Source organism: Neobacillus sp. D3-1R (assembly GCF_052180215.1).
GTDB lineage: Bacteria > Bacillota > Bacilli > Bacillales > Cytobacillaceae > Pseudoneobacillus.
In genome coordinates this window covers 4,319,212-4,342,489 of record NZ_CP197471.1, presented here as the reverse complement: position 1 = coordinate 4,342,489, position 23,278 = coordinate 4,319,212, and the positions used below count along the sequence as shown (strand labels likewise).

The window sequence follows — 23,278 nt, the reverse complement described above, 5'->3', positions numbered from 1 at the left end:
AATATAGTCTGGTGGCGATGGCGAGAAGGTCACACCCGTTCCCATACCGAACACGGAAGTTAAGCTTCTCAGCGCCGATGGTAGTTGGAGGATTCCTCCTGTGAGAGTAGGACGTCGCCAGGCATAATATTGTTCCGCAGTAGCTCAGTGGTAGAGCATTCGGCTGTTAACCGAACGGTCGTAGGTTCGAGTCCTACCTGCGGAGCCATATAAACAGTTTAATATGGCCCATTGGTCAAGCGGTTAAGACACCGCCCTTTCACGGCGGTAACACGGGTTCGAATCCCGTATGGGTCACCAATCTTTTTTCACGATAGTGAAAAGAAGTTTCATTAAATCGCGACAGCGAAAAGAAAGTTCCTTATTATTTTGGAGGATTAGCTCAGCTGGGAGAGCATCTGCCTTACAAGCAGAGGGTCGGCGGTTCGATCCCGTCATCCTCCACCATAGATTTTTTACGATAGTAAAAAGATCTATTCTTAATTTCGCGAGAGCGAAAAGAACTTTCCTTAAAATTATGATATTGAAGATTAGCTTATATTATGCCGGTGTAGCTCAATTGGTAGAGCAACTGACTTGTAATCAGTAGGTTGGGGGTTCAAGTCCTCTCGCCGGCATTTTTTATTGGAGCCATTAGCTCAGTCGGTAGAGCATCTGACTTTTAATCAGAGGGTCGAAGGTTCGAGTCCTTCATGGCTCACCAGATTTTTTACGATAGTAAAGGAAATTATCATATGCGGGTGTGGCGGAATTGGCAGACGCACCAGACTTAGGATCTGGCGCCGCAAGGCGTGGGGGTTCGACTCCCTTCACCCGCACCATGTTTTTTTTCATAGCGAAAAATGTGCGCGGAAGTAGTTCAGTGGTAGAACACCACCTTGCCAAGGTGGGGGTCGCGGGTTCGAATCCCGTCTTCCGCTCCAACAAATGCCGGGGTGGCGGAACTGGCAGACGCACAGGACTTAAAATCCTGCGGTAGGTGACTACCGTACCGGTTCGATTCCGGTCCTCGGCACCAAAGTTTTTTCGCGATAGCGAAAAGAACTTTCCTTAAATCTTTTAATAGATAAGAAAAGATGAGAATAAAATGCGCCCGTAGCTCAATTGGATAGAGCGTCTGACTACGGATCAGAAGGTTATGGGTTCGACTCCTTTCGGGCGCGCCATATTTACGGGAAGTAGCTCAGCTTGGTAGAGCACTTGGTTTGGGACCAAGGGGTCGCAGGTTCGAATCCTGTCTTCCCGACCACTAATTTAATTATAACTATCCTGGGGTCTTAGCTCAGCTGGGAGAGCGCCTGCCTTGCACGCAGGAGGTCAGGGGTTCGATCCCCCTAGACTCCACCAAATATTTTTCGATAGAAAAATAACTGTCCTTAATATTACGGAGGAATACCCAAGTCCGGCTGAAGGGATCGGTCTTGAAAACCGACAGGCGGGTTAAACCGCGCGGGGGTTCGAATCCCTCTTCCTCCGCCATATTTATTTTAAAATGGTGCATGTATAAAGCGAAATATATTATTATCGACGCGGGGTGGAGCAGCCCGGTAGCTCGTCGGGCTCATAACCCGAAGGTCGCAGGTTCAAATCCTGCCCCCGCAATAATCCATTTTTTTAAGTAAAATGTATCTATGGTCCCGTGGTGTAGCGGTTAACATGCCTGCCTGTCACGCAGGAGATCGCGGGTTCGATTCCCGTCGGGACCGCCATTTATATTTTTGATAGAAATTAATATATTGGCTCAGTAGCTCAGTCGGTAGAGCAAAGGACTGAAAATCCTTGTGTCGGCGGTTCGATTCCGTCCTGAGCCACCATTTTTCCATATTTTATGGAGGGGTAGCGAAGTGGCTAAACGCGGCGGACTGTAAATCCGCTCCTTTGGGTTCGGCGGTTCGAATCCGTCCCCCTCCACCATGTATTTTTGTGATAGCAAAATAATTATGGCTTTTTTTGCGTTAATGAAAATAAACTATTTATAATGGCGGTTGTGGTGAAGTGGTTAACACGCCAGATTGTGGCTCTGGTACTCGCGGGTTCGATTCCCGTCAATCGCCCCATTTTAACTAATATGATTGGGCTATAGCCAAGCGGTAAGGCATCGCACTTTGACTGCGACATGCGTTGGTTCAAATCCAGCTAGCCCAGCCAACCTTAAGGCAGCATAGCCAAGTGGTAAGGCAGAGGTCTGCAAAACCTTTATCCCCGGTTCAAATCCGGGTGTTGCCTCCAAATTTTAATATATGCGGGTGTAGTTTAATGGTAAAACCTCAGCCTTCCAAGCTGATGTCGTGGGTTCGATTCCCATCACCCGCTCCAATTTTAATAGGGGCCTATAGCTCAGCTGGTTAGAGCGCACGCCTGATAAGCGTGAGGTCGATGGTTCGAGTCCATTTAGGCCCACCATAAAATTGTTCCGCAGTAGCTCAGTGGTAGAGCATTCGGCTGTTAACCGAACGGTCGTAGGTTCGAGTCCTACCTGCGGAGCCATTTTTTTTATTTGGGGAAGTACTCAAGAGGCTGAAGAGGCGCCCCTGCTAAGGGTGTAGGTCGGGTAACCGGCGCGAGGGTTCAAATCCCTCCTTCTCCGCCATAAAATTGCGCCTTTAGCTCAGCTGGATAGAGCATACGCCTTCTAAGCGTACGGTCAGAGGTTCGAATCCTCTAAGGCGCGTAAACAACTTTTAACGTCTCATACATAAAAATAAATGATTAAAGATTTAAGAAACAGCATCCTTTACGATGCTGTTTTTTTGCCGTTATTCAAGTTCTTAGAAATCGGTATGCATTAACTTTGTAAAAAATAGGCATTCACCTATATTTACTTCATGCATAACATAGTTTGTGAAGTGATGACAATGTCACAGAAAAGGAGTGTTGAACGTGGCAGGTAAAATTTTAAACTATTATGCAGGAGGAAACACGGCACGCGGTTTCCATAATCTCTACAACTCTAACTTACAAGGGTTAGATCGATTATTCATTTTAAAAGGTGGACCTGGAACGGGAAAATCATCTCTAATGAAAAAAGTAGGCAATGAGTGGATGAAAAGAGGCTTTGATATTGAGCTTTTACATTGTTCTTCTGATAATGATTCCATTGATGGTGTAATTATCAAGGGATTAAATGTTGGTATTGTGGATGGTACGGCCCCTCATGTGATTGAACCAACTGCTCCAGGAGCTATTGAGGAGTATATAAATTTAGGTGAAGCTTGGGATGCTAGCAAATTAAAACTAAAAAAAGACAATATATTAAAAATTAGCGGGAAGATTTCAGAGTCTTTCCAAACGGCTTATTCAACGTTTGCAGAAGCGTTAAAAATCCATGATGAGTGGGAAAAAATTTATATTAATAGCATGGACTTTGAAAAAGCGAATGACCTCACAGATAGCTTAATAGAAAAACTTTTTGGGAAAATGCGATTGCATAAAAAGGCAGACGTTAGACATCGTTTCTTAGGAGCAGCTACTCCAAAAGGAGCAGTAGATTATGTTCCAAATCTAACTGAAGATGTAGCAAAACGTTATTTTATTAAAGGCCGTCCTGGCTCTGGAAAATCTACTATGTTGAAAAAGTTAGCAACTGCTGCGGAAGAAAGAGGCTTTGATGTCGAGGTGTACCACTGCGGATTCGATCCTAACAGCCTTGATATGGTAATTGTAAGAGAGATTGGTTTTGCTATATTTGATAGCACAGCACCACATGAATATTTCCCAAGTAATAGTTCAGATGAAATTATTGACATGTATGAATCCTTAATTGCACCAGGAACTGATGATATTTTTGCAGAGGATTTAGCTGATATCGCTAAACGATATAAGGATAAAATGACTGAAGCTACATCCTTCTTAACCAATGCCAAGGCATTGCACGATGATTTAGAAGAAATTTATATCAATGCAATGGACTTTGGAAAAGTAGAAGAGATCCAACAAAAAATCCAAAATGAAATTTTGAAGCTGGCTGAAAAATAATACATCATATAGCAGGGTCCCAACTGGGCTCTGCTTTTTTTATCACGATTGAAAGGCTAATTGATTCAATCAGCTCCAATCTGATTTGGGGATGAAAACTCGAGCATTACCCTTGGAAAGTCGAGCATAAAATTTAAAACTCGAGCATTTCCTTTGGAAAGTCGAGCATAAAATTTAAAACTCGAGCATTTCCTTTGGAAAGTCGAGCATAAAATTTAAAACTCGAGCATTTCCTTTGGAAAGTCGAGCATAAATTTATAAAAACTCGAACATTTCTTTTCGAAAGACGTGCATATTGTGTCAAAGTAAGAAAATTCTTCAGTTATATTACCAATTTAGTCAGATATAAATCCGAAAAGGCTTGATAAATTTATTTATTGCCTTATAGAAGGCTTCTAATCTATTGAAAATAGTAGGAAACTACCAGTTATTTAAGAATTTACGCACCCATCTAGGCTTTTTGCATACATTACAGGGAAGAAAAGGAATAAAAAGGAGGATTATGCCTTGGATTATCGTCAATTTTCTAATTTCCCATTCTTTGGTGGGAATCAATCTCAAATGCCGCCTTTTGGACAGCCAAGTCAGTTTCCGTCACAACCCGGATTTCGATTCCCAGGCGGTGGCCCAGGAGGATTTCCAGGTGGTTCCGGAGGATTCCCCGGCGGCCCAGGTGGTTTCCCTGGAGGACAACCGGGCTTCCCACCAGGACAACAGCCAGGTTTCCCGGGCGGTCAGCCAGGCGGTGGCCAACAACAACAAGGAGCTCCAACAAGTCCACCTCCAGCTTTTACACCGCAACAAAGTCAGGCATCTTTATTCGCCGTTGATCCAGGCGGAATCCGCAGATGCTTATACCGAAATACGTTCATTTGGTTAAATAATGGCCGCAGTTTTTGGTATTTCCCTACCTTTGTAGGAAGAACATCCGTGGCTGGTTGGAGATGGAGAAGAAGGCAAGGCTGGGTTTATTATGGAATTAATTTAAATCAGATACAATCTTTCCAATGTTTTTAAAAAAAATGGTCTGTTATCCATAGTGGTAACAGACCATTTTTCAATAGGTAAGAAAGTATAACTTTTTGGGACTTCGAAAATTGTCTAGCTCCAGCGCCTAGCCCCTCGAGGTCAAATAACCTCTCGCGTAAGAAGTCAAAGTTCAGACTTCTTACGCGAGAGAACATTTGCTTGTCGGGTCTTACCAAGGCGCTTGCGCTTTTCTAATTTTCTTTAATTAAAGTAAAAATATGTTAATATATATAATAGTCAAAAAAATCACAATTTTAGTTGCGGGTGAATTATGTTAAATCTAAAAATGTATTGGACGTTTACGAAAAAGGCTTTTCTCCGTTCAGCTGTCTATCGTTTTGATGTGTTTTCACGAATGGGATATAACCTCATTTTCTTATTGATGTGGGGTTCGATTTGGACTGCTTTATATGCAGGGAAAGAGGAAGCGGGCGGAGTAAGTTTTGCGGCCATGTTAACCTATATCGTCGTCAATCAATTTTTATCAGGAATAAACGGAGCAGGAACGCCGCTCTGGGACATGCAAGAGAAGGTTCGAACTGGTGATATTGCTTTGGAATTGATGAGGCCGTTTGATGTGCCTCTCCGTTATTTATTTGCGGATTTCGGCAGTGTCGCTTTTTACTTCCTATTTGCTTTGTTGCCGGTGTACGTCTTAGTCTTTTTGTTTATTGATCTAACCTTGCCAACATCTTGGGAAACGTGGTTGCTTTTTTTAGTGGCAGCGATGATTGGATTTCTGATTCGATATTGTATTGAAATGTCCTTTAGTTTTCTATCCTTCTTTTTAGTGGAAACAGGTGGAATCGTAGATATTTTTTATTTTGCGATGTCATTGCTATCAGGGTCAGTGATACCGCTTTGGTTTTTCCCAGATTGGCTTGAAAAATTAGCCATTTACATGCCGTTTCAAGGAATCTATTTTATTCCAACATCCATTTTCATCGGCAAGATAACAGGTGTAGAAATTGCTTTTTCCATTGCGATTCAGTTATTTTGGCTGGCAGTTTGTTATGGAATATTACGATTTGTGTGGCATAAAGCATCTCAAAAAGTCATTGTACAGGGGGGTTAAGCTTGAGGACCGCAATAAGTTATTTACCATTATATTTTAAGCTGGTAGCTGCCGGTGTACGGGCTCAGCTTCAATATCGCTTTGCATTCGTTATGAGAATCATAGGTTTACTCACCGCTTATGCCGGGATGGCGGCCACGATGTGGGTGATGCTCTATCGCTTTGATGCCCTAGGGGATTGGACCTTTTATGAAATGTTGTTTTTACTGGCATTGGCTGTCGTATCATGGGGTTTCTGTGTGATGCTATTTTTTCATTTTAAGAGTTTAGATACGTATATTGTAAATGGGACGTTTGACCGTTTTCTTGTTCGTCCCATTCATCCCTTTTTTCATTTCATGTCGATGAAATTTGATATCGGTGCTGTTGGCCAGTTTGTATTCTCAGTGGTTGTGTTTCTTTGGGTGAGCTCTGTCATTGATATTCAGTGGACCGCAGCTAAGGTATTGTTTTTAATTGCTACCATTATCGGCGGAGTTTTAATTCAAGGTGGTATGCTTGTTATCATTTCGGCACTTGCCTTTTGGACGACCAAATCCGAGCAGTTTTACTGGGTGGCCATGTATCCAGCACGTAATTTAACCAATTATCCATTAGTGATTTACCCTAAGGTTGTCCAAATGATTACCGCGTTTATTATTCCATTTGGGTTCGTTAATTATTTTCCATCAACCGTTCTATTAGAAAAAGAAACGCCATACTTTCCTGATTATATCGGCTACCTTTCACCATTAGTAGGATTAGTCTTCTTTTTATTAGCCTATTGGTTTTGGATGGCGGGATTAAGTAGATATAAGAGTACGGGGTCGTAGAAAAGAGAAAGAAAGGGTGACAGGCATCACGTCATTTTCGTTGAGTTTTTCGACAAATTTCGGGTAGTGCCTGTCACCTATAGAGGGGGAAGTAGAATGCCAATCATCGAGGTAGAGCATTTAAATAAGGATTTTATGGTGGCAAAACGTGAGACTGGCTTCTTAGACAGTATGAGAAGTTTGTTTAAGCGAGAGTTTATTAAAAAAGAGGCGGTAAAGGATATTAGTTTTTCGATTGAACAAGGGGAAATGGTTGGTTATATCGGACCAAATGGGGCTGGAAAATCAACGACGATTAAAATGCTAACAGGAATACTAGTACCGTCAAGTGGAACAATTAAGGTTAATGGAATTGTTCCTTATGAGGAACGTCAGAAGAACGCGCAAAATATTGGAGTGGTTTTTGGACAACGAACACAGCTTTGGTGGGACTTGCCGACGATTGAATCCTTTGAGTTATTAAAAGAAATTTATAAGGTTAGTAACGAACGCTACATACAAAATATGGATATATTCCAAGAGATATTAGGACTAGATGAATTTTTAAATACACCTGTCCGCCAGCTTTCATTGGGACAACGGATGAGAGCAGATATTGCGGCTTCATTGCTTCATGATCCGCCAATTTTATTTTTGGATGAACCAACCATAGGTCTCGATGTAGTTGCCAAGGAAAAGATGCGTACCTTTATACAAGAAATTAACCGCGATCGCAAGGTAACGGTTATTTTAACCACGCATGATATGGAAGACATTGAGAAGCTTTGTAACCGAATGGTCCTGATCGATCATGGTCAAAAGGTGTATGACGGCGATATCATGGCGGTTAAAGAACGATTTGGAAAAATTAGAACACTGGTTGTTGACGTAGAAAACAGCGAGGCAAAGTTCGATATTGCAGGGGCAGAAGTGTTTAAGCAGGAAAGCAACCGAATTTGGCTGCGTTTTAATCGTGATGAGATTTCTGCTTCGGAGTTGATTGGGCGAATAACCCAGCAACACAATATTAAAGATTTAACGGTAGAAGAGCCAGAAATTGAATCGATTATTAGCCGAATTTACCAGGAAGGCTTTGAACAAGAGACGGTGACGGTATAAAAAAAGGGTTTCCGCTGTATGTGACGCGGAAACCCTTTCTTATTTTTAAAAGAATAACAACCCTAGTGAAATGACCACTCCACTTACGAATAAAACTAAAACGCAGTAGCCCATAATATCTTTTGCCTTTAAGCCTGCGATAGCTAATGCTGGAAGGGCCCAGAACGGCTGAATTAAGTTCGTCCAAGCGTCACCCCAAGCGACAGCCATAGCGGTCTTTGGAATCGAGACATTTAAGGCTTGTGCGGCTTCTAGCATGACAGGAGCTTGAACGGCCCACTGACCGCCACCAGATGGAACAAAGATATTCACAAGCCCCGCACTTAGGAATGTAAATAATGGGAAAGTAAACTCATTTGAGATTGATACGAACGCTTCAGACATCACAGCAGCTAAGCCTGAAGTGACCATCATTCCCATAATCCCTGCATAGAATGGGAATTGAATAATAATGCCACTTGCTCCTTTAACCGCATTTAATACGGCATCAAGGAAGTTTTTCGGTGTACCGTGGAAGAGAATTCCTAAGAATAAAAATAGGAAGTTAACGATATCTAAGTTCAATTTAAACCCGTTGGTAGCAAAATAATAAAATAAAAAGACAAGACCGAAAATACCGATAAGGAAAGAGACAATTTTGCTGTTCTCCAGACGTTCAGCTGGAGTCATTTTTCCTTCTAATGCAGCGGCTTGGAAGTTATTTTCCTCAAGTAACGCTGGATCTACTGTAACGGTTTGGTCTTTAGTAGGCATCATAAGACGGTTAATAACCGGTAAGACGATAAGTAGAGCAATAACAATTACCACATTAAAGGTGGCGAATATCGTTTCATTTGTTGGAATAATGCCAATCATCGCTTCCGAAAAATGACCCTTTGTTGCAATGGTTAATGGAACAGATCCAGAAATTCCTCCATGCCACACAATGAATCCGCTGTAAGCGCTCGCGATTAACAGTCTGTAATCGACATTTTGCACTTTTTTAGCTAGTTCTTTTGCAAAAAGTGCCCCGATCACAAGACCGAATCCCCAGTTAATCCAGCTAGCAATAACAGATACGACCGTTACGTAAATGATCGCTTGCCCTGGCGTTTTTGAAAGACTAGCGAGTGCCCCTAATCCCTTTTTAAAAATGGCACTGCTAGCTAAAACATGTCCTGTCACCAAAACAAGCACCATTTGCATCGAAAACGTTAAAAGTCCCCAAAAACCAGTTCCCCAATGCTGAACCATTTGATAAGGTCCATTATCGGTAAAAATAAGCCCTAATCCAAATACAACAAATGTTAAAATAATAACAAATAAGAATGGGTCTGGCAGATAGCGTTGCATGACCCGATTAAAGAAAGATACGACTGCTTTCAATCCATTAGCCCCCTTTGTTTATTGGTAAATCCACCCAATTTTAGTATTCTACATTATTCAATATATTCCTTCTTTTCTGAAAATATTATCGGATTGTCCATCTTTCGAATAAGGGCTAGAGGACGAATCATACTAAGGAAAAGGAGGTAGAAAAATGGATAAGAAATATAATACCCCAGGGGAAACAAGTCAGGAGTTAAAAAAGGCATTAGCGAATAGTAAGGGTAGAACGAACCCCAATATGAGTGAAGCAGAGGCAAGATTGAAGTTTCAAAATAAAAAATAGGGTAAAGTCTTTTTCATACAGGAGTGATTTTTTTGGATAAAAAAATGAGTACGACAGATGCAAACATGGAAATGAATAAATTTTTTGAAGTAAAGGAAATTCATGAACCAAGCTCCAAAATGAGTATTTCAGATACAAATCTAGAGCTGCAGAATGCGTTTTACAGAGACGATCACTCAGAAAGAAACCCGACATATGTGTACAGTGGGGTTCCGTCCTTAAGAATTAATAGTGATGATCAATAAAATATAGCGTTATCCGTTTTTTTCGGTTAGTTATCCGACTTTGGAGACGAGTTATCCGACTTTTTTGAGGAGATATCCGTCTAGTTCACAAATGTTTCCGACTTTGTCACAATTGGCTTATCTATAAAATAGAAAAAGTCGGCTTTTTTTAAGAGCCGACTTTTTCAATATTAGTCTACATCTGTTTTATCATTTTGATCTTTGTTGTGTCTGTTACCTTTACTATTATCACCGCTTACAAAACCAGTTCCGTGGTTTTTAGGAGAGTTTTGATTTTTGCTCCCTTTATTAAACTTCTTTGTCATGTTTTTCGCCCCCTTTATTCATGTTCACCTCTATTTTGTCTAAATTGCCTAGTTTGTATGTAAAAAGAGGAGTTTTCCAAAAGAAAGAGAATTACAATTTATGACAAAGTGAAGGAGAACAGACAGATGGAACTAATGAAAGCAACGATAGAGGACAAAGCTCTGTTAAAAACCTTATATTCTTTTTATCTTCATGATTTATCAGCTTATAATCCGACATTAACGACAAATGAAGAAGGCGCTTTTGAATTTGATTCCTTTCATCTATTTTGGGAAAAAGAAGGGATAAGTCCTTATCTCATAAAGGATGGAGCAGAATTAATTGGCTTTTTTCTATTATTAGAGAAACCTTTGATGAAACAAGTTGATTATTGTATCAATGACTTTTTCATTTATAGTCGCTACCGCGGAAAAGGTTATGGTGAGAAAGTATTAGAGCAATTATTTGAAGAAAAGCAGGGAGTCTATTTTATTGAGCAGATGGTCAATAATAAAAAGGCTGTTTTCTTTTGGAAGAAAATTTATAAACAATTTAACATCGAGTTTGAAGAAGAACTACATATGGAAGATGACATCGAAGTGATTAGTCAAACGTTTGAAATGAAGAAAACTCAAGCTTCTGTTTAGAAATATGACTTGACCATTAAAAAAGGGATGAGGCTGCTCATCCCTTTTAAGCATTAATTTGGAAATTCAAAAAATGACATCATACTTGAATTTAACGGGGAAAATGTGTAAATTGTGTTAAGGTTATAGTTCTCTTTTTAGCGTATATTTTTAAAAGAATTGGACGAAAAATGAATAGAACACTTTAGGTTCTAAGAGAAGGTGACAGCATGATTAAATGTATAGCAACAGATATGGATGGGACACTTGTATCGAGTGCTCATATTATTAGTGAGGAAAATAAAAAAGCGATCCTAGCCGCACAAGCAAAAGGGATAGAAGTGGTCGTGGCGACAGGAAGGTCCTATCAGGAAGCAGCATTTGTGTTAGCGGATGCGGGGCTAGAATGCCCGATGATTCTTGCAAACGGGGCTGAAATTCGGACAAAAGATGGCGAAATTATTGGAGAAAATCCGATTAGTAAAACCGAAGCCATTGATATTGCGAAATTACTCAATGAGCTTGATGTTTATTTTGAGGTTTATACCAATCATGGAACGTATACAAATGATCGTGAGAAGGGCCTTGCTCTGATTGTCGATATCTTTTTAAGCATCAATCCCGATTCGGACCGAGAATTTGTAAGTAAAGCGGCAAAGGATCGTTTTGAAGAGGGTCATATTCATGTCGTTGACAATTATGATGAACTTTTTCAAGGAGAAGAACATAAAATCTTAAAGCTGCTTGCTTTTTCCTTTGATATGGATAGATTAGATGCTGCGAGTAAGACGTTGGCTGAATTCCCGCAGATTGCGATTAGTTCTTCCGCAAAAGGCAATCTTGAAATTAATAGCAGCCAAGCTCAAAAAGGAGTAGCCTTAGAGCAATTTGTAGAAAAAAGAGGGATATCACTGGAGGAAACGATGGCCATCGGTGATAACTTTAATGATGTTTCCATGTTCCAACGGGTAGGCCGTTCGGTGGCAATGGGAAATGCGGTTGATGAAATCAAGGCGATGTGTGATTTTGTTGCCGCAACGAATGAAGAAAGCGGCGTTGGAAAGGCAATTATGGAAGCAATGGAAGTTGAATAAGGAGAGTGGCCGATGGCAAGGTTTGTTGTTTTCTACATAGTGATGTTGTTTATGTTAGTGGCTTGTTCCAATCATCCGCAACCTCATTTGGATGAGGACATGGATGTCGCATTAACTCAAGCAGCACCAACTATTTTAGCTGAAAATCTTCAAACCCCATGGTCCATTCAAAAAATAGGTTCCACTTTTTATATAAGTGAACGTCCAGGTTCGATTGTAAAATTAGAAAACGGTCAGCTAACAAGGCAAAAGGTGAATGTAAGCAGATCATTGTCAAAGGTGGCTGAAGCGGGTTTACTAGGCTTTGTGCTGCATCCAAATTTCAAGGAAAATAAGCAAGCCTATGCTTATTACACGTATGAAGGAAATGGCGGGCCATTGAATCGAGTGGTTCTCCTAACGCTAGCGGGTAACGTTTGGAATGAAACTCAAATTCTTTTAGATGGAATTCCGAGTGGAGCATACCATCACGGCGGACGATTGAAGATTGGTCCAGATGGAAAGCTTTATATCACAGCAGGGGATGCCACAAACCCTGAAAACGCTCAGAATTTGAATACACTCGCCGGAAAAATTTTACGAATGAATCTGGACGGTTCGATTCCAAGGGATAATCCTTTTGCGAATTCCTATGTCTATAGTTTTGGGCATCGCAATCCACAAGGACTGGCATGGGATGAAGCGGGGACGACTTTATACGAAAGTGAGCACGGGCAATCGGCACACGATGAAATTAATCAGATACAGGCTGGGGCGAATTACGGCTGGCCGATTATTCAAGGATATGAAAAAGAGCAGGGGCTCGTCACACCGATTTTTCAAACAGGAGAAGTGACCTGGGCACCATCGGGCATTGCTTATCACGATGGAAAATTGTATGTAGCTACTTTAAGAGGGCAAGCGCTTCAAGAGGTTGATATAGCTACGAAAACGACTCGTGCCTTAATTACCGGACTTGGCCGAATTCGTGATGTCATGATCGATGGAGAGTTTCTTTATTTTGTGAGTAATAATACGGATGGGCGAGGCAGACCTTTACAAGGTGACGATAAGCTGTATCAGATACGGTTAAGTGAGTTGCAGTAAAAAGGCTTGGGTTTTGTGGACCCAAGCCTTTTTAAATGTGGTAAATTTTTGAAAATGTGTGACAAAGTTAGTAATAATCGAGTTTTAGTCAGATATATTGTGAAAACGGTCAGATAAAACCGTGAAACAGTCAGATATATCGCAAAAACAGTCAGATAAAAGTAGCACCCACCAATTTACACTTTAAAAGATCTCAATTTTCAACGAGTTAACCTGTGAAACTAGCAGATCCTCGTATTCTTTTTGCGCTAAATAATTGATTTCTTGATCATTTACCTTTGGATTTTCTTTTTTAACCTTCGCGATGAGATCTTGTTGGACTTTTTGAGAGAGAACAATCATCTGATATTGTTTTTCTTCAATGCTCCAAAACTTGTCTTCACCGAATTCTTTAATCATCTTACCAGCAATTTCATGTCCAGCATATTGTTGTCGGACTGTTTCAATAGCTGTTTTGACTTCTTCAGGAGTTGCTTTATGTCCTTTTTCTTCCCCTAATATGGCCATGGCGCGAAGTCGGATTATTTGCGTTAATAATTGGTTTTGATTTTCGTTCATTTTTTCTTGGGTATCCCAGTAAGCTTGAGCTTCTTCTAATTCTTTACCGCTAAGCTTTTGTTCGTCAAGGGAGCGGCTGATGGCGATATGAAGCTTATTGATGAAACTGTAAAACTCGATATCCTCGGATGTGATCACTTCTCCATTAACTGTCGCTACCCCTTTACTTTTTTCCACTTTGTATTGCACCACTTTTTCAAACGTTTTACCGTCTCTTTCAACGGTAAAAACGGCTTCCCAGTTTCCAGCCATCGACAATTTAGTTGTAGTTGCATATGTTCCTGCTTTTTGTTCTTCAAACTGAACATCAAAGGTTCCGTGGTCCATATCAACCATGGATAAGGAGGCGCTAATGTCGAGCCCTTTTACAGCCTTTCCATCCTCGGTAATGTTAATTTCAAACGGCATTTCTTTTTCGCTTGAAAAAGTAAGTGGTTTCGTTACCTCTATATCGATATTTTGAGTGTTGCTGCAGCCTGCTAACAAGGCAAATACGGCGATGATACTGAACATTAGCCATTTTTTCATGCTTCCATCTCTCCAAGTCGTTGAATTTTTAAAAATTGCCCAACGGTATATTTTTCTATTTTTCCATTCTCTAAAAAGGCAACATGCGTGCAGACCTGCTTAATTTCATCCAAATGGTGGGACGATAGCAGGATCGTTTTATTTTTTAAGGTTTTTAATACTTCAAGTATTTCAATACGGCCAATTGGGTCAATGCCACTGGTTGGTTCGTCTAAAATTAAGATTTTGGCATCTTGATAGAGAGTGATCGCTAGACCTAAACGTTGCAGCATCCCTTTGGAATACTTTTTAATCGGAAGATCACGATCCTCCCATAGGCGAACGGATTTCAACACTCCTTCTATTTTTGCTTCATCAAGTTGTTTTGTGGTCGCTTTGGCAAAAAAAGCGATATTTTCATAGCCGGTCAGAGTTGGGTAAAGAGTGAACTTTTCCGGCAGGTAGGCAATCCCACTTTTCCAGATTTCTTTTCCACTTTTTTGTTTCACGCCGTGGATGGTAATCGTTCCAGATTTAGCAGGGATTAACCCAAGTAAACTATTTAAAAGAGTCGATTTCCCGGCACCATTTCGACCGACTAGGGCACAAACCTCATTGGTGCCGATCTCTAACTGGACATCATCTAAGACCACTTTTTTTCCAAAGACTTGAGTAAGATTTTGTATGTGAATCATTCGACACCCTCCTTACGATGGAAAAGCACTGATAGTAAATAAGAGATAACCACCCAAAAGACAAGACTGCCACCTAGAAAGATGGATGGCTTTGTCCAAAGGAAGGTTTGCAGTAGTTTGGACATATGGCCCACGGATAGGACGCCGATCCCGCCTTCCAAATAGACTCGAGCCGCCTGAAACGGATTTAAAAAGTAAAAGAACGAAAATATCTTTACATTTTCATAGGTCACTTTTTCTAAAAACGATAGCATCATAAAGTCATGTAAAAAGAAAAAGTAGAACCAGACAAAAACGGTTAAACCAACAATCTGCATTCGTGACCGGCTAATGCTGCCGATGAGCGCACCAAGCTGCAGGAAGATGATAATGATCGTACTTAATGCGACGAGAAAGTATAGATAGCTTTTGAAATCGATAATCAATAAGAACTTTAGTGGGACAAGATAGATGAAAAACCAAACTAGAATGGGCACAAGTAAGGTCACCCAAATACTGATTGATTTTTTCCATAAAAAACTAGCAAAGGTCTCTCGTTTTGTTAAAAGCATGATGAGTGTTTTCTGCTCTTTTTCCTGGAAAATAGAGAAGGCTCCAAGGAACAGACTTAACACGGGAATAAAATAAACGAGACTATCAAATAGATGTAATAGTAAAAAGTAAAAGCCTTGATCCACGGAAAGAACAGAGGATTTGAACATCATGCTGATGGATAAAAGGATAATGATGCCGCTTGCTAACCAAAGCCCTTTGCCTCTTATATTTTCCTTCCATTCCTTCTGAATGTAGTACATAGCCAATGTCTCCCTTTGTATAAAATCAAGATAAGAATGAAACCGACAAATCCATATAACCCTAAACGATGATGATTCTCACTAGAGCCCATAAGAGGATGCGGATCTTCAAACATGACCTTATCTTCATTTAAAAATTCATTCATTTTTTCATAGATTTTGATAGCAGGGCTTTTTAAGAAAAAATAGGTGAGCTCTTGGTCCTCAATCAATTGATAAAGGGAAGAGCGGTAGGTTACCGAAAAGTCGCCTAAGCCGTCTTGGTTTAAATCTGTTAGTGGAAAGGAGCTGCCCCAGTCATTTCCGCGACCCTTTTCACTCCAAGTGTTTTGCCCTTGACCACCTAAGGCCACTGCAGGGATGGTGTTTTCAGTAATGCTATTTCCTGTAAAAATCTGTTGGTTGGAGCTTGCCCAAAGCTCAATACCAATTTGGTTTTGGATAATTTGATTATTTTTAATGCTGTTGCCAGTAGATTGATCAATATATAAACCTCTTTGATTTAAATAAAAGGTATTATTTTCAACGGTAATATCATTAGCTGATAGCAATAATAATCCAAAGGAGCGATGGCCGTAATTAAATAGGAATTTATTATTTTTTAACGTAATAGAGTTCGAATTCATAATGGCTGCTCCGCCTGTATTCATCGTAAACGTGTTGCCAATAAAGTGGTTGTCATTGGAGTACATATAATGCAGTCCATATCTAGTCTTCGAGATGGTGTTGTCAATGGCCGTATTTCCATCTCCGTAATCAAAAAACATGCCATCTCTCGTGCCTTCAATATTGTTATTTTCTAGTACATTGTCATTGGCATAATAGATGTGAAATCCGTTCCCCTGGGCAGCAATTTCACCTTTACCCATTCCTTTAATGTCGGTGTAGCGGATCGTATTATGATGCGCCTGGCTTAAATAAATTCCATGGAAGGAATCGCGGACAATGATGTGCTCGATGGTGTTTCCATTCGAGTGAACTTTAATCGCCGCGAATTCTTCGGGGGAATTCCGATTCATAGAGCTGTCAATGACAGTTAAGTGGCTAATTTTCACACCTGGTGCTGTAATTGAGATAACATTCCCAGTTTTGTCGCCTTTAATAATCGTCTTATCAGTGCCTATGATTTCAATCGGTTTATCAATCGTGATATTTCCTTCATACGTTCTGCTCTCCAGCTTTAATATGTCCCCTGCTTTTAAAGTATTAATTTTTTCTTGAAGCTCGCTGGCAGCATGGCTCGTTGATGGAAAAAACATGATGATAAAAGGGACGATGAAAAGGAAGAGCTTCACATGTTTCATTTTTTTCGATCCTTCCATAACGGAATTAATAGTAAAACAAAAGCAGCAATGACCAGAAAGGCACCCATTTCCACGGTACTATAGGTCACAAAATTGGCTAACGTATTTTCTCCGATAATCGGTGGTATAAATGGGTCAATTTTAATTGGAGCTTGTGGGCTTAAGTTCGTACCGAAATTTTTTAACCATCGATGCAGATCATATACGCCAAGAGCTCCACCTAACACAAATAAACCAATTAATCCATATAAGATGCTTTTTTTTCGTAAAATGGCGGTAATAGCCGTAATCGCAGCTAAACCTCCGATAAGATAGTTCAAATAGTTTAACTCTGGAAAGTTTTCTTCACTGAAATTGGCCATCCCAATGTAATGGTTTAAACCATTCACGATATCAATTTGACCTTCTAAATGATCAGGAAAAACAATGATGTTTAAACCTTCAGGATATTGGGGTGCAATAAATTTCATCGCCCACCAAGGAAAAAATAAACTTGCGACAATTAAACCTGCTGCAATCAAGATTAGAATACTAGATGTAACCGATAATTTTTTATCATTCAAAATAACCACACCTTTCCGAACAGTGGACCAATGTCACGCTGTCTAAATGTTCGTGTCGTCAGGTTGGCGGCGGCACTAAGTTTTTTTCTTATACCTAGATTACTAACTAAACGATTAATCAAGGTAAATAGGTTATAGTTGTGACTTAAGGCTGAAGCTATAAGAAAAAGAACTTTCTTTTTCAACCTTAATAACTACCTAAACAATTTGTATAGGTTAGTAACTATTCAAAAAGGAAGGGGGGTATCGTTCGAAATGATACCCACCACCTTTTTTTATTTTTTAGGCTTAACTAGGAAGTAGCCTGTCATTTCTTGGTGTAATGCTGAACAGAAATTTGTACAGTATAGCGGGTAGGTACCAACTTTATTTGCTGTAAATTCAAGGGTATTGGTTTGACCTGGTTGAACCTCCATGTTTAGGTTGTAACCATTGATAGCAAATCCATGGGTAATATCCTGGTCAAAGTCAATATTGGTTAAGTGAATGAATACTTTATCTCCTTCATTAACTTCAATGGTATCTGGACGTTTTGCTTTTGCATCAAAGATGAATTTTGAACGCATCGCAATACCGTAAACGTGAACCTCATTGCCTTTACGAACAATTTTTGTATCATCCTGTTTGTATACAGCGTCTGGATTCTTTTCATCTTTTGGATAAACGGTAATCGTCTTAATTTTGTCAGCCTTAATCATTTGCGCATAGTGTGGCTCTGGGTTAACTGGAGCAGATTGAACGACTTCCATTTTTCCGCTGATATCAATTAATTGCATAGATTCTGGATGAGAAGGGCCTACAGATAAATAGCTATCTTTCGCAATTTTGTTTAATGCCACTAACCATTTACCATCTGGAGCAACAGTGTCGCCTTCAGCTGCTACAGAGTGACCTGGTGAATATTGAACAGGCACACGGTCTAATGTTTCACCTGTGTTCGGATCCCATTTGACAATTTCGGATGAAATGAACATCGTTGTATAGGCCATACCTTTTTCATCAAACTGTGTATGAAGAGGCCCAAGGGCATTTTCAGGGTTAACTTCTCTTTCCATAACAGATTCATACTTTAAGATTGGAATCCCATTACGTTCGCCCGCGAAATCTTTGTTTTCAACCGCTTTGAAGGCTTTTTCAAAAGAGAAGACCGTCATTGTTGGTGCTAGTTTTCCGGAAGCGATGAAGCGTGTTCCATCTGGAGTTACGTCTACACCGTGTGGTGATTTTGCAACTGGTACTAAGTAAATTCCACCTTTTTGCTTTTCAGGGAAAATCATTTTTTGGCCAGTTACAGTGTCGTACTTACCATCTGCAACCATTTTCTCAAGCTCTTTCCAGTTGAAAAGAACGATAAAGTCACGGTCAGCTTGTGATGCGTTGATTTCTAGGTTTGTTGTCGCTTCTTCTGTGTTGTAAGTTGTCATGACAGCCCAGTCACCAGACATCTTTTTACCAGCATCAGATAAGTCATAGGACCAAGGTGGAAGTGCCACTTGATAGGCAATACTTAGCTTTTCTGTCTTTTCATCAAAAGTAACCGCAGACATAACGCCACGATACTTGCTGCTATAGTCATCTAAAGGTGCATATTCTTGGCCAACTGGTACCGCAAAGCGTGTTGGTAAGAACATGTACTCAGTATTCTGTGTAACGAATGCAGCACAGTGTGGACCGCTTGTGTTTGGTACTCTAATAATGTCACGTGTTGTAAATGTTTCTAAATTCATCACGGCTGCACGGCTATTCCCTACATCCGTTGCAAACATGTACTTACCATCATAATCACCATTTGTTTCTGAAAAAGCAGGATGGTGAAGGTCACCCCATGTATAATCACCCATCATTTCTTTCGAGTGTTTATCAAATCCGTACCCCGTTGCGGAGTCTGGTGAAAATACTGGAATGGTTCGAATGTGACGCATGGACGGAACACCGTAAATGAACATTTGACCTGAGTGACCGCCTGATGCAAATAAATAATAGTCATCTTTTTCGCCGAATGGCACATACACCTTTTCTGCATTGCTTTTGTTCGAGTTATCCTTTGCAGCCTCACCTTTTGGTCCTGGGGAGAAATCTGCGAAGAATACGGTTGCTGCCATTAGCCCGGCCACTAAACCGGATGCTGCAGGAATCCATTTCTTCATTAAACAAGCACCACCTTCATTAATTTTTTATGGTAAAAATAGGGTTACTTAGATGCAGCTTCTTTTAATAGGTCCAACACTTGAGTGATTTCATCATCAGTCAGTGGGTTACCACCAATAACACCTGACATTACAGCGGATGTTGGTTGCTTTAAAAATTCGTTGATTGGCTTACCATGTTTACCTTCTACGTTGTTAAACGCTTGAGAGAGGTCAGGACCTACGGCACCACCTTTAATATTTAAGGCTCCAACAGAGTGGCACTGTAAGCAGCCTTTTGCCGCTAAGATTCCGCCATCGGTAGAAACCTCTGTTGCTTCTTCGGTGTCTTTATTTTCAGATTCAGCTTCGTTTTCGGTGGCTTGTGTTGTATCGGGTGAAGCTACCTTTTGGTCATTGCTAGATTGACCGCCAATTACTTCAAAGCCGATATATCCTAGGCCTAACCCCAACAATGCACTGATGACAAATTGAATAATCGCCTTTTGCACTTTTTTCCCTCCTGTAATTAGAATTACACTATTATCCTAATGGGTAGAGGGGTTGAGAAAATGTGATTATTGTCACGTTTGTGGAGGTGTTTGTGAAGATTCTGTGTGCCTTCTGTGAAGAAACTGTGAAGAGCTAATTTTTTGGGGGATTTAGCTTTATTTGTATATTTTGTGAACAATATCACTACATAATTGAAAGATGTCCGTTACTATTTTTATAAGGGTATCAGTAACGGAGGTGGAGATATGGGTCAGTTAGAGCGCATTAGTCCGCATTTATCAATGATTCCATTTGCAGAAATGGAGCCTTTTATGAGAAAGATCGAGATTTTTAAGAACTTGCCAACTAGTGTTTTGGCTGGAATCGTCAAGAGGACACAACGGTTTGAATATAAAAAAGGCCAGCGGATTATTGTAGAAGAATCGAAGGCAGAAGGAGTCTTTTTCATCTTAGCTGGTTCCGTAAAGTTAACAAAACAAAATGAACATGGAAATGAAATTATCGTCTGTATTAAAAAGCGTGGCGATATTTTTGCAGAGGCTTGCTTGTTCAATCAAAAGAATAACTGTTATCCTGCGACCGCCGTCATGCTTGAAGACGGGGAAATTGTTTTTTTAAACAAAAGAGAATTAGAAAATGAACTATTAAGCCAACCGGAACTGGCGATTGAGATGATTCGTTATATGAGCGAGCAGCTGCAGGATTTCACTTCTACGTTAAGGGACATTGCCTTGTTGGACGTGTATACCAAAACGGTCCGAACATTGGAAAAGCTGGCAGAGAAATTTAGGGGCGAAGGATATACACGCCACAATATTGAAATTCCATTGAATGTCCAGGAATTTGCCACCGTGGTAGGGGTATCACGCGAGAGTATTAGTAGAGTGTTTTCGAAGCTAAAGAAGGACGGTTTAATCGATTTACGCGAACGAAAGATTATTATTTTAGATTGGTGCCTGTTTTGTGCGTTGATTAAGCCGGGGTATTGATTTGATAGTTAGGGGATGGGAGAGTGACCTGGGGGGGTTGCTCTTTTTTTTGTTTGGGGCGGGGAGGTGGTGGGTGATTAATTTACAGTTTTATCTAGAGTTGTGACAAAGTCGGAAACATCCCTAATTTATACGGATAACTGGCTAAAAAAGTCGGATAACTTGTCCAGAAAGTCGGATACCTCGGTGACAAAGTCGGAAACACGGCAAAAAAATCAATTTACAGAGTGGAGAGATGAAAACATAGTTAAAAACACCAGGTAATTTGTACTTCGAATACACACTGAATGTGTGAAAGTCGTAAAATTGTCACTTTTTTAAGCAGTTACTGATAGGAAAGCGACCACTTTTTATGGAAACTCTACTAAAACTAAAAAAGAGGTGATTGTCTTTATGTCTTTGTTTTTAAAAGAGAGGTTAATTCCGCTCAAAATACTGTTACTAGAGGTAATATTAAGGAGATTACCGCTGAATCATCCTAAAAGAAGTTTGATAGAAAAAGAACTCTATCGGCGGAAGGCGGGATGGTGGGGAGAAAATGAAGTAGATAAGAAATTAAAGCTCATGAACCACGATAAGTATTTTATTCTTGCTGATCTTCGTCTACCAAATGGCGATACTTTTTTTCAAATTGATACATTATTACTTACGACGAGGTTCGCCCTTATTATTGAAGCGAAGACCATTTCTGGTACCCTGTATTTCGACCTTGATAACCATCAGCTTATTCGGAAAAATAACGATGGTACTACTGAAGGTTTTGGCGACCCTGTTTCCCAAGCTAGATTCCACCAACAACAATTAAGAGAGTGGCTCCTAAAACACAAACTCCCCCTATTCCCAATTGATTTCCTCATAATTATCACCAATCCAAGTACTATTTTTCACCTAACACCTCCGGGACATCCTTTTGCGAAAAAAATCCAAAGTATTTCTGGGCTAACTTGGGAAATTGATAAACTCGAAGATTTTTACCAAAAAGAGGTAATCAGCGAAAAGGAAATTCGTAAAATAGGTAAAGCCCTTATCAAAGATCATACCCCTTTAACCTCTGAAATTCTCCAACAATATGATATTTCCAAGTCAGAACTATTAACAGGTGTCCAATGCCCAGACTGTCAGTCACTTCCGTTAACCTATCATAGAGGGAAATGGCATTGCCCGAATTGTAAGGGCGCCTTCAAAGATGCTCACCTGCCAGCTCTTCAAGATTATGCACTTCTTTATAAGCCTACCATTACAAATTCTGAATTCCGAGAGTTTCTCCATATACCAAACCCATATATGGCAACAAAAATGTTAAAAGAGTTGGATGGAGAAGTTTCAGGCATTAATAAGGGGAGGGTCTATCACTTAAAATACTAGAATTGTTTTTTTGGGGAGAGTGTGCAGTTGTAAGATATTGTAAAAGTTGTGACAAAGTTAGTAATAATGAGGATTCAATAAGATATATTGGGGAAATAGTCAGATAAAACGCTAAAACAGTCAGATATATCACGAAATGCGTCAGATAAAATTTTTAGTGAACTTCATATTACCTTTTTTTGGGAAAAAAGCAGCCCTGCGCAAACCGCAGGGCCACCTATTTAAAATTTATAGGTCCAAAAGCGTTCGTTTTGGATCCAGTTTAGGATTTGTTCGTCACCTTTTTCGAGTTTTTCCTCGAGTTCAGCTGCCATTTGCTCCGTTTGGGAGCGGTGTGCGCGTAGGCAAGCGAGCTTCTGAGGTAAAACGTCGGAAATTCGGTTAATGATGTCTGGTTTTCCTAGCTCCTGCTCACAGCCTTTAGCAAAAGCGACGCAATGAAGCTTGGGACGCTGTTCTTCCTGCAGTAATTCTACCGCTTTTACCACTGCTGCCCCACAGGCTTCATGGTCCGGATGTACAGAGTAGCCAGGGTAGAAGGTAATGACAAGAGATGGCTTTAACTCTTCTAATAAAGAGGACATCATCCCAACTAATTCGTCTTCTTTGATGAATTCGACGGTTTTATCGCGAATGCCCATCATGCGTAGATCGGTAATTCCAATCGCAGCCGCCGCTTCCTGAAGTTCTCTTTTTCGAACATGCGGTAACGTCTCACGGTTTGCGAAAACAGGGTTTCCCATATTTCTGCCCATTTCACCTAAAGTGAGGCAAGCGTAGGTTAAAGGGGTCCCATTATTGATATAGGTAGCGATGGTTCCAGATACACCAAATGCTTCATCATCTGGGTGTGGAAAAACCACTAGCACTTGTTTTTCTTTTTCCATG

General features: G+C 40.3%; 22 protein-coding genes, 24 tRNA genes and 1 rRNA gene. 37 read left to right on the top strand and 10 right to left on the bottom strand.

Annotated elements, in window-relative coordinates:
• Window positions 1-7: 7 nt before the first annotated feature.
• The 30 genes from rrf to ACSBPO_RS21720 all read left to right on the top strand — a co-directional run bounded on the left by rrf (window position 8) and on the right by ACSBPO_RS21720 (window position 7,989).
• A 5S ribosomal RNA gene (gene rrf / locus ACSBPO_RS21865) occupies window positions 8-123 on the top strand.
• 10 nt (window positions 124-133) lie between these two features.
• A tRNA-Asn gene (locus ACSBPO_RS21860) sits at window positions 134-208 on the top strand.
• A 17-nt stretch (window positions 209-225) separates the two neighbouring features.
• Window positions 226-300: transfer RNA gene (locus ACSBPO_RS21855), tRNA-Glu, on the top strand.
• Between the two features lie 71 nt (window positions 301-371).
• Window positions 372-447: transfer RNA gene (locus tag ACSBPO_RS21850), tRNA-Val, on the top strand.
• 97 nt (window positions 448-544) lie between these two features.
• Window positions 545-617, top strand: a tRNA-Thr gene (locus ACSBPO_RS21845).
• A gap of 10 nt (window positions 618-627) precedes the next feature.
• Window positions 628-703 (top strand) — tRNA-Lys (locus ACSBPO_RS21840).
• Between the two features lie 33 nt (window positions 704-736).
• Window positions 737-821: transfer RNA gene (locus ACSBPO_RS21835), tRNA-Leu, on the top strand.
• Window positions 822-848: 27 nt separating this feature from the next.
• Window positions 849-923: transfer RNA gene (locus ACSBPO_RS21830), tRNA-Gly, on the top strand.
• Between the two features lie 6 nt (window positions 924-929).
• Window positions 930-1,018: transfer RNA gene (locus ACSBPO_RS21825), tRNA-Leu, on the top strand.
• Between the two features lie 71 nt (window positions 1,019-1,089).
• Window positions 1,090-1,166, top strand: a tRNA-Arg gene (locus ACSBPO_RS21820).
• A gap of 6 nt (window positions 1,167-1,172) precedes the next feature.
• Window positions 1,173-1,249: transfer RNA gene (locus ACSBPO_RS21815), tRNA-Pro, on the top strand.
• 22 nt (window positions 1,250-1,271) lie between these two features.
• Window positions 1,272-1,347 (top strand) — tRNA-Ala (locus ACSBPO_RS21810).
• 39 nt (window positions 1,348-1,386) lie between these two features.
• Window positions 1,387-1,479: transfer RNA gene (locus ACSBPO_RS21805), tRNA-Ser, on the top strand.
• A 49-nt stretch (window positions 1,480-1,528) separates the two neighbouring features.
• Window positions 1,529-1,602, top strand: a tRNA-Met gene (locus tag ACSBPO_RS21800).
• Between the two features lie 31 nt (window positions 1,603-1,633).
• Window positions 1,634-1,709, top strand: a tRNA-Asp gene (locus ACSBPO_RS21795).
• Window positions 1,710-1,738: 29 nt separating this feature from the next.
• A tRNA-Phe gene (locus ACSBPO_RS21790) sits at window positions 1,739-1,814 on the top strand.
• A gap of 16 nt (window positions 1,815-1,830) precedes the next feature.
• Window positions 1,831-1,914: transfer RNA gene (locus ACSBPO_RS21785), tRNA-Tyr, on the top strand.
• Window positions 1,915-1,981: 67 nt separating this feature from the next.
• Window positions 1,982-2,057 (top strand) — tRNA-His (locus ACSBPO_RS21780).
• A 16-nt stretch (window positions 2,058-2,073) separates the two neighbouring features.
• Window positions 2,074-2,148, top strand: a tRNA-Gln gene (locus ACSBPO_RS21775).
• Between the two features lie 7 nt (window positions 2,149-2,155).
• Window positions 2,156-2,229 (top strand) — tRNA-Cys (locus ACSBPO_RS21770).
• A gap of 13 nt (window positions 2,230-2,242) precedes the next feature.
• Window positions 2,243-2,316, top strand: a tRNA-Gly gene (locus tag ACSBPO_RS21765).
• Between the two features lie 10 nt (window positions 2,317-2,326).
• Window positions 2,327-2,403: transfer RNA gene (locus ACSBPO_RS21760), tRNA-Ile, on the top strand.
• 9 nt (window positions 2,404-2,412) lie between these two features.
• A tRNA-Asn gene (locus ACSBPO_RS21755) sits at window positions 2,413-2,487 on the top strand.
• A gap of 12 nt (window positions 2,488-2,499) precedes the next feature.
• Window positions 2,500-2,590 (top strand) — tRNA-Ser (locus ACSBPO_RS21750).
• Window positions 2,591-2,597: 7 nt separating this feature from the next.
• Window positions 2,598-2,671: transfer RNA gene (locus ACSBPO_RS21745), tRNA-Arg, on the top strand.
• A 209-nt stretch (window positions 2,672-2,880) separates the two neighbouring features.
• Window positions 2,881-3,975 (top strand): PRK06851 family protein, encoded by a 1,095-nt coding sequence (locus ACSBPO_RS21740; RefSeq protein ID WP_442597066.1) that lies wholly within the window; start codon window positions 2,881-2,883, stop codon window positions 3,973-3,975.
• Window positions 3,976-4,536: 561 nt separating this feature from the next.
• Entirely contained in the window at window positions 4,537-4,992 is a 456-nt protein-coding gene (locus ACSBPO_RS21735) for a hypothetical protein (protein ID WP_442600426.1), read from the top strand.
• Window positions 4,993-5,275: 283 nt separating this feature from the next.
• Window positions 5,276-6,079: an ABC transporter permease gene (locus ACSBPO_RS21730; protein ID WP_442597064.1), complete on the top strand. Its 804-nt coding sequence runs from the start codon at window positions 5,276-5,278 to the stop codon at window positions 6,077-6,079.
• 2 nt (window positions 6,080-6,081) lie between these two features.
• The gene (locus ACSBPO_RS21725; RefSeq protein WP_442597062.1) at window positions 6,082-6,891 is read left to right on the top strand and encodes an ABC transporter permease; all 810 of its coding nucleotides are present in this window, start codon (window positions 6,082-6,084) and stop codon (window positions 6,889-6,891) included.
• A 96-nt stretch (window positions 6,892-6,987) separates the two neighbouring features.
• On the top strand, window positions 6,988-7,989 hold the full coding sequence (locus ACSBPO_RS21720) for an ABC transporter ATP-binding protein (RefSeq protein WP_442597060.1): 1,002 nt from the start codon (window positions 6,988-6,990) through the stop codon (window positions 7,987-7,989).
• Between the two features lie 45 nt (window positions 7,990-8,034).
• Here ACSBPO_RS21720 and ACSBPO_RS21715 read toward each other — a convergent pair whose 3' ends face one another.
• Window positions 8,035-9,321, bottom strand: coding sequence for a short-chain fatty acid transporter (locus ACSBPO_RS21715; protein WP_442600425.1), 1,287 nt, complete (start codon window positions 9,319-9,321; stop codon window positions 8,035-8,037).
• A gap of 187 nt (window positions 9,322-9,508) precedes the next feature.
• Here ACSBPO_RS21715 and ACSBPO_RS21710 point away from each other — a divergent pair, with 187 nt between their 5' ends.
• Window positions 9,509-9,640 (top strand): hypothetical protein, encoded by a 132-nt coding sequence (locus ACSBPO_RS21710; protein ID WP_442597058.1) that lies wholly within the window; start codon window positions 9,509-9,511, stop codon window positions 9,638-9,640.
• Between the two features lie 32 nt (window positions 9,641-9,672).
• Window positions 9,673-9,885 carry a hypothetical protein gene (locus ACSBPO_RS21705; RefSeq protein ID WP_442597056.1) on the top strand — a complete coding sequence of 71 codons (213 nt, stop codon included), beginning with the start codon at window positions 9,673-9,675 and terminating at the stop codon, window positions 9,883-9,885.
• Window positions 9,886-10,055: 170 nt separating this feature from the next.
• Here the strand turns inward: ACSBPO_RS21705 and ACSBPO_RS21700 are convergent, their stop codons facing one another.
• Window positions 10,056-10,190, bottom strand: coding sequence for a hypothetical protein (locus tag ACSBPO_RS21700; RefSeq protein ID WP_442597054.1), 135 nt, complete (start codon window positions 10,188-10,190; stop codon window positions 10,056-10,058).
• 126 nt (window positions 10,191-10,316) lie between these two features.
• Here ACSBPO_RS21700 and ACSBPO_RS21695 point away from each other — a divergent pair, with 126 nt between their 5' ends.
• The 3 genes from ACSBPO_RS21695 (at window position 10,317) to ACSBPO_RS21685 (ending at window position 12,976) form a co-directional block, all read left to right on the top strand.
• Window positions 10,317-10,817: a GNAT family N-acetyltransferase gene (locus ACSBPO_RS21695; RefSeq protein ID WP_442597052.1), complete on the top strand. Its 501-nt coding sequence runs from the start codon at window positions 10,317-10,319 to the stop codon at window positions 10,815-10,817.
• 209 nt (window positions 10,818-11,026) lie between these two features.
• Window positions 11,027-11,890, top strand: coding sequence for a Cof-type HAD-IIB family hydrolase (locus tag ACSBPO_RS21690; protein ID WP_442597050.1), 864 nt, complete (start codon window positions 11,027-11,029; stop codon window positions 11,888-11,890).
• A gap of 12 nt (window positions 11,891-11,902) precedes the next feature.
• Window positions 11,903-12,976, top strand: a complete 1,074-nt coding sequence (locus ACSBPO_RS21685; protein WP_442597048.1) for a PQQ-dependent sugar dehydrogenase — start codon at window positions 11,903-11,905, stop codon at window positions 12,974-12,976.
• Window positions 12,977-13,159: 183 nt separating this feature from the next.
• Here the strand turns inward: ACSBPO_RS21685 and ACSBPO_RS21680 are convergent, their stop codons facing one another.
• The 7 genes from ACSBPO_RS21680 to ACSBPO_RS21650 form a co-directional block, all read right to left on the bottom strand.
• Entirely contained in the window at window positions 13,160-14,062 is a 903-nt protein-coding gene (locus ACSBPO_RS21680) for a FixH family protein (protein WP_442597046.1), read from the bottom strand.
• A complete protein-coding gene (locus ACSBPO_RS21675) occupies window positions 14,059-14,736 on the bottom strand; it encodes an ABC transporter ATP-binding protein (protein ID WP_442597044.1) in 678 nt (225 codons plus the stop codon). Before ACSBPO_RS21675 ends, ACSBPO_RS21680 begins: the two co-directional genes overlap by 4 nt.
• A complete protein-coding gene (locus ACSBPO_RS21670) occupies window positions 14,733-15,530 on the bottom strand; it encodes an ABC transporter permease (protein ID WP_442597043.1) in 798 nt (265 codons plus the stop codon). Before ACSBPO_RS21670 ends, ACSBPO_RS21675 begins: the two co-directional genes overlap by 4 nt.
• Window positions 15,494-16,834 carry a nitrous oxide reductase family maturation protein NosD gene (nosD, locus tag ACSBPO_RS21665; RefSeq protein WP_442597041.1) on the bottom strand — a complete coding sequence of 447 codons (1,341 nt, stop codon included), beginning with the start codon at window positions 16,832-16,834 and terminating at the stop codon, window positions 15,494-15,496. Before nosD ends, ACSBPO_RS21670 begins: the two co-directional genes overlap by 37 nt.
• A complete protein-coding gene (locus ACSBPO_RS21660) occupies window positions 16,831-17,397 on the bottom strand; it encodes a hypothetical protein (RefSeq protein ID WP_442597039.1) in 567 nt (188 codons plus the stop codon). The genes nosD and ACSBPO_RS21660 overlap by 4 nt, the downstream gene beginning before the upstream one ends.
• Before the next feature lie 275 nt (window positions 17,398-17,672).
• Complete coding sequence (gene nosZ, locus ACSBPO_RS21655; RefSeq protein WP_442597037.1) at window positions 17,673-19,544, bottom strand: Sec-dependent nitrous-oxide reductase; 1,872 nt, start codon at window positions 19,542-19,544, stop codon at window positions 17,673-17,675.
• Between the two features lie 44 nt (window positions 19,545-19,588).
• Window positions 19,589-20,035 (bottom strand): cytochrome C, encoded by a 447-nt coding sequence (locus ACSBPO_RS21650; protein ID WP_442597035.1) that lies wholly within the window; start codon window positions 20,033-20,035, stop codon window positions 19,589-19,591.
• A 246-nt stretch (window positions 20,036-20,281) separates the two neighbouring features.
• Between ACSBPO_RS21650 and ACSBPO_RS21645 the strand changes: the two genes are divergently transcribed.
• Window positions 20,282-21,025 (top strand): Crp/Fnr family transcriptional regulator, encoded by a 744-nt coding sequence (locus ACSBPO_RS21645; RefSeq protein ID WP_442597033.1) that lies wholly within the window; start codon window positions 20,282-20,284, stop codon window positions 21,023-21,025.
• A 393-nt stretch (window positions 21,026-21,418) separates the two neighbouring features.
• A complete protein-coding gene (locus tag ACSBPO_RS21640; RefSeq protein WP_442597031.1) occupies window positions 21,419-22,390 on the top strand; it encodes an NERD domain-containing protein in 972 nt (323 codons plus the stop codon).
• Between the two features lie 221 nt (window positions 22,391-22,611).
• On the opposite strand, the gene bshB2 is transcribed toward ACSBPO_RS21640, so the two are convergent.
• Window positions 22,612-23,277, bottom strand: coding sequence for a bacillithiol biosynthesis deacetylase BshB2 (gene bshB2, locus ACSBPO_RS21635; protein WP_442597029.1), 666 nt, complete (start codon window positions 23,275-23,277; stop codon window positions 22,612-22,614).
• Window position 23,278 lies beyond the last annotated feature (1 nt).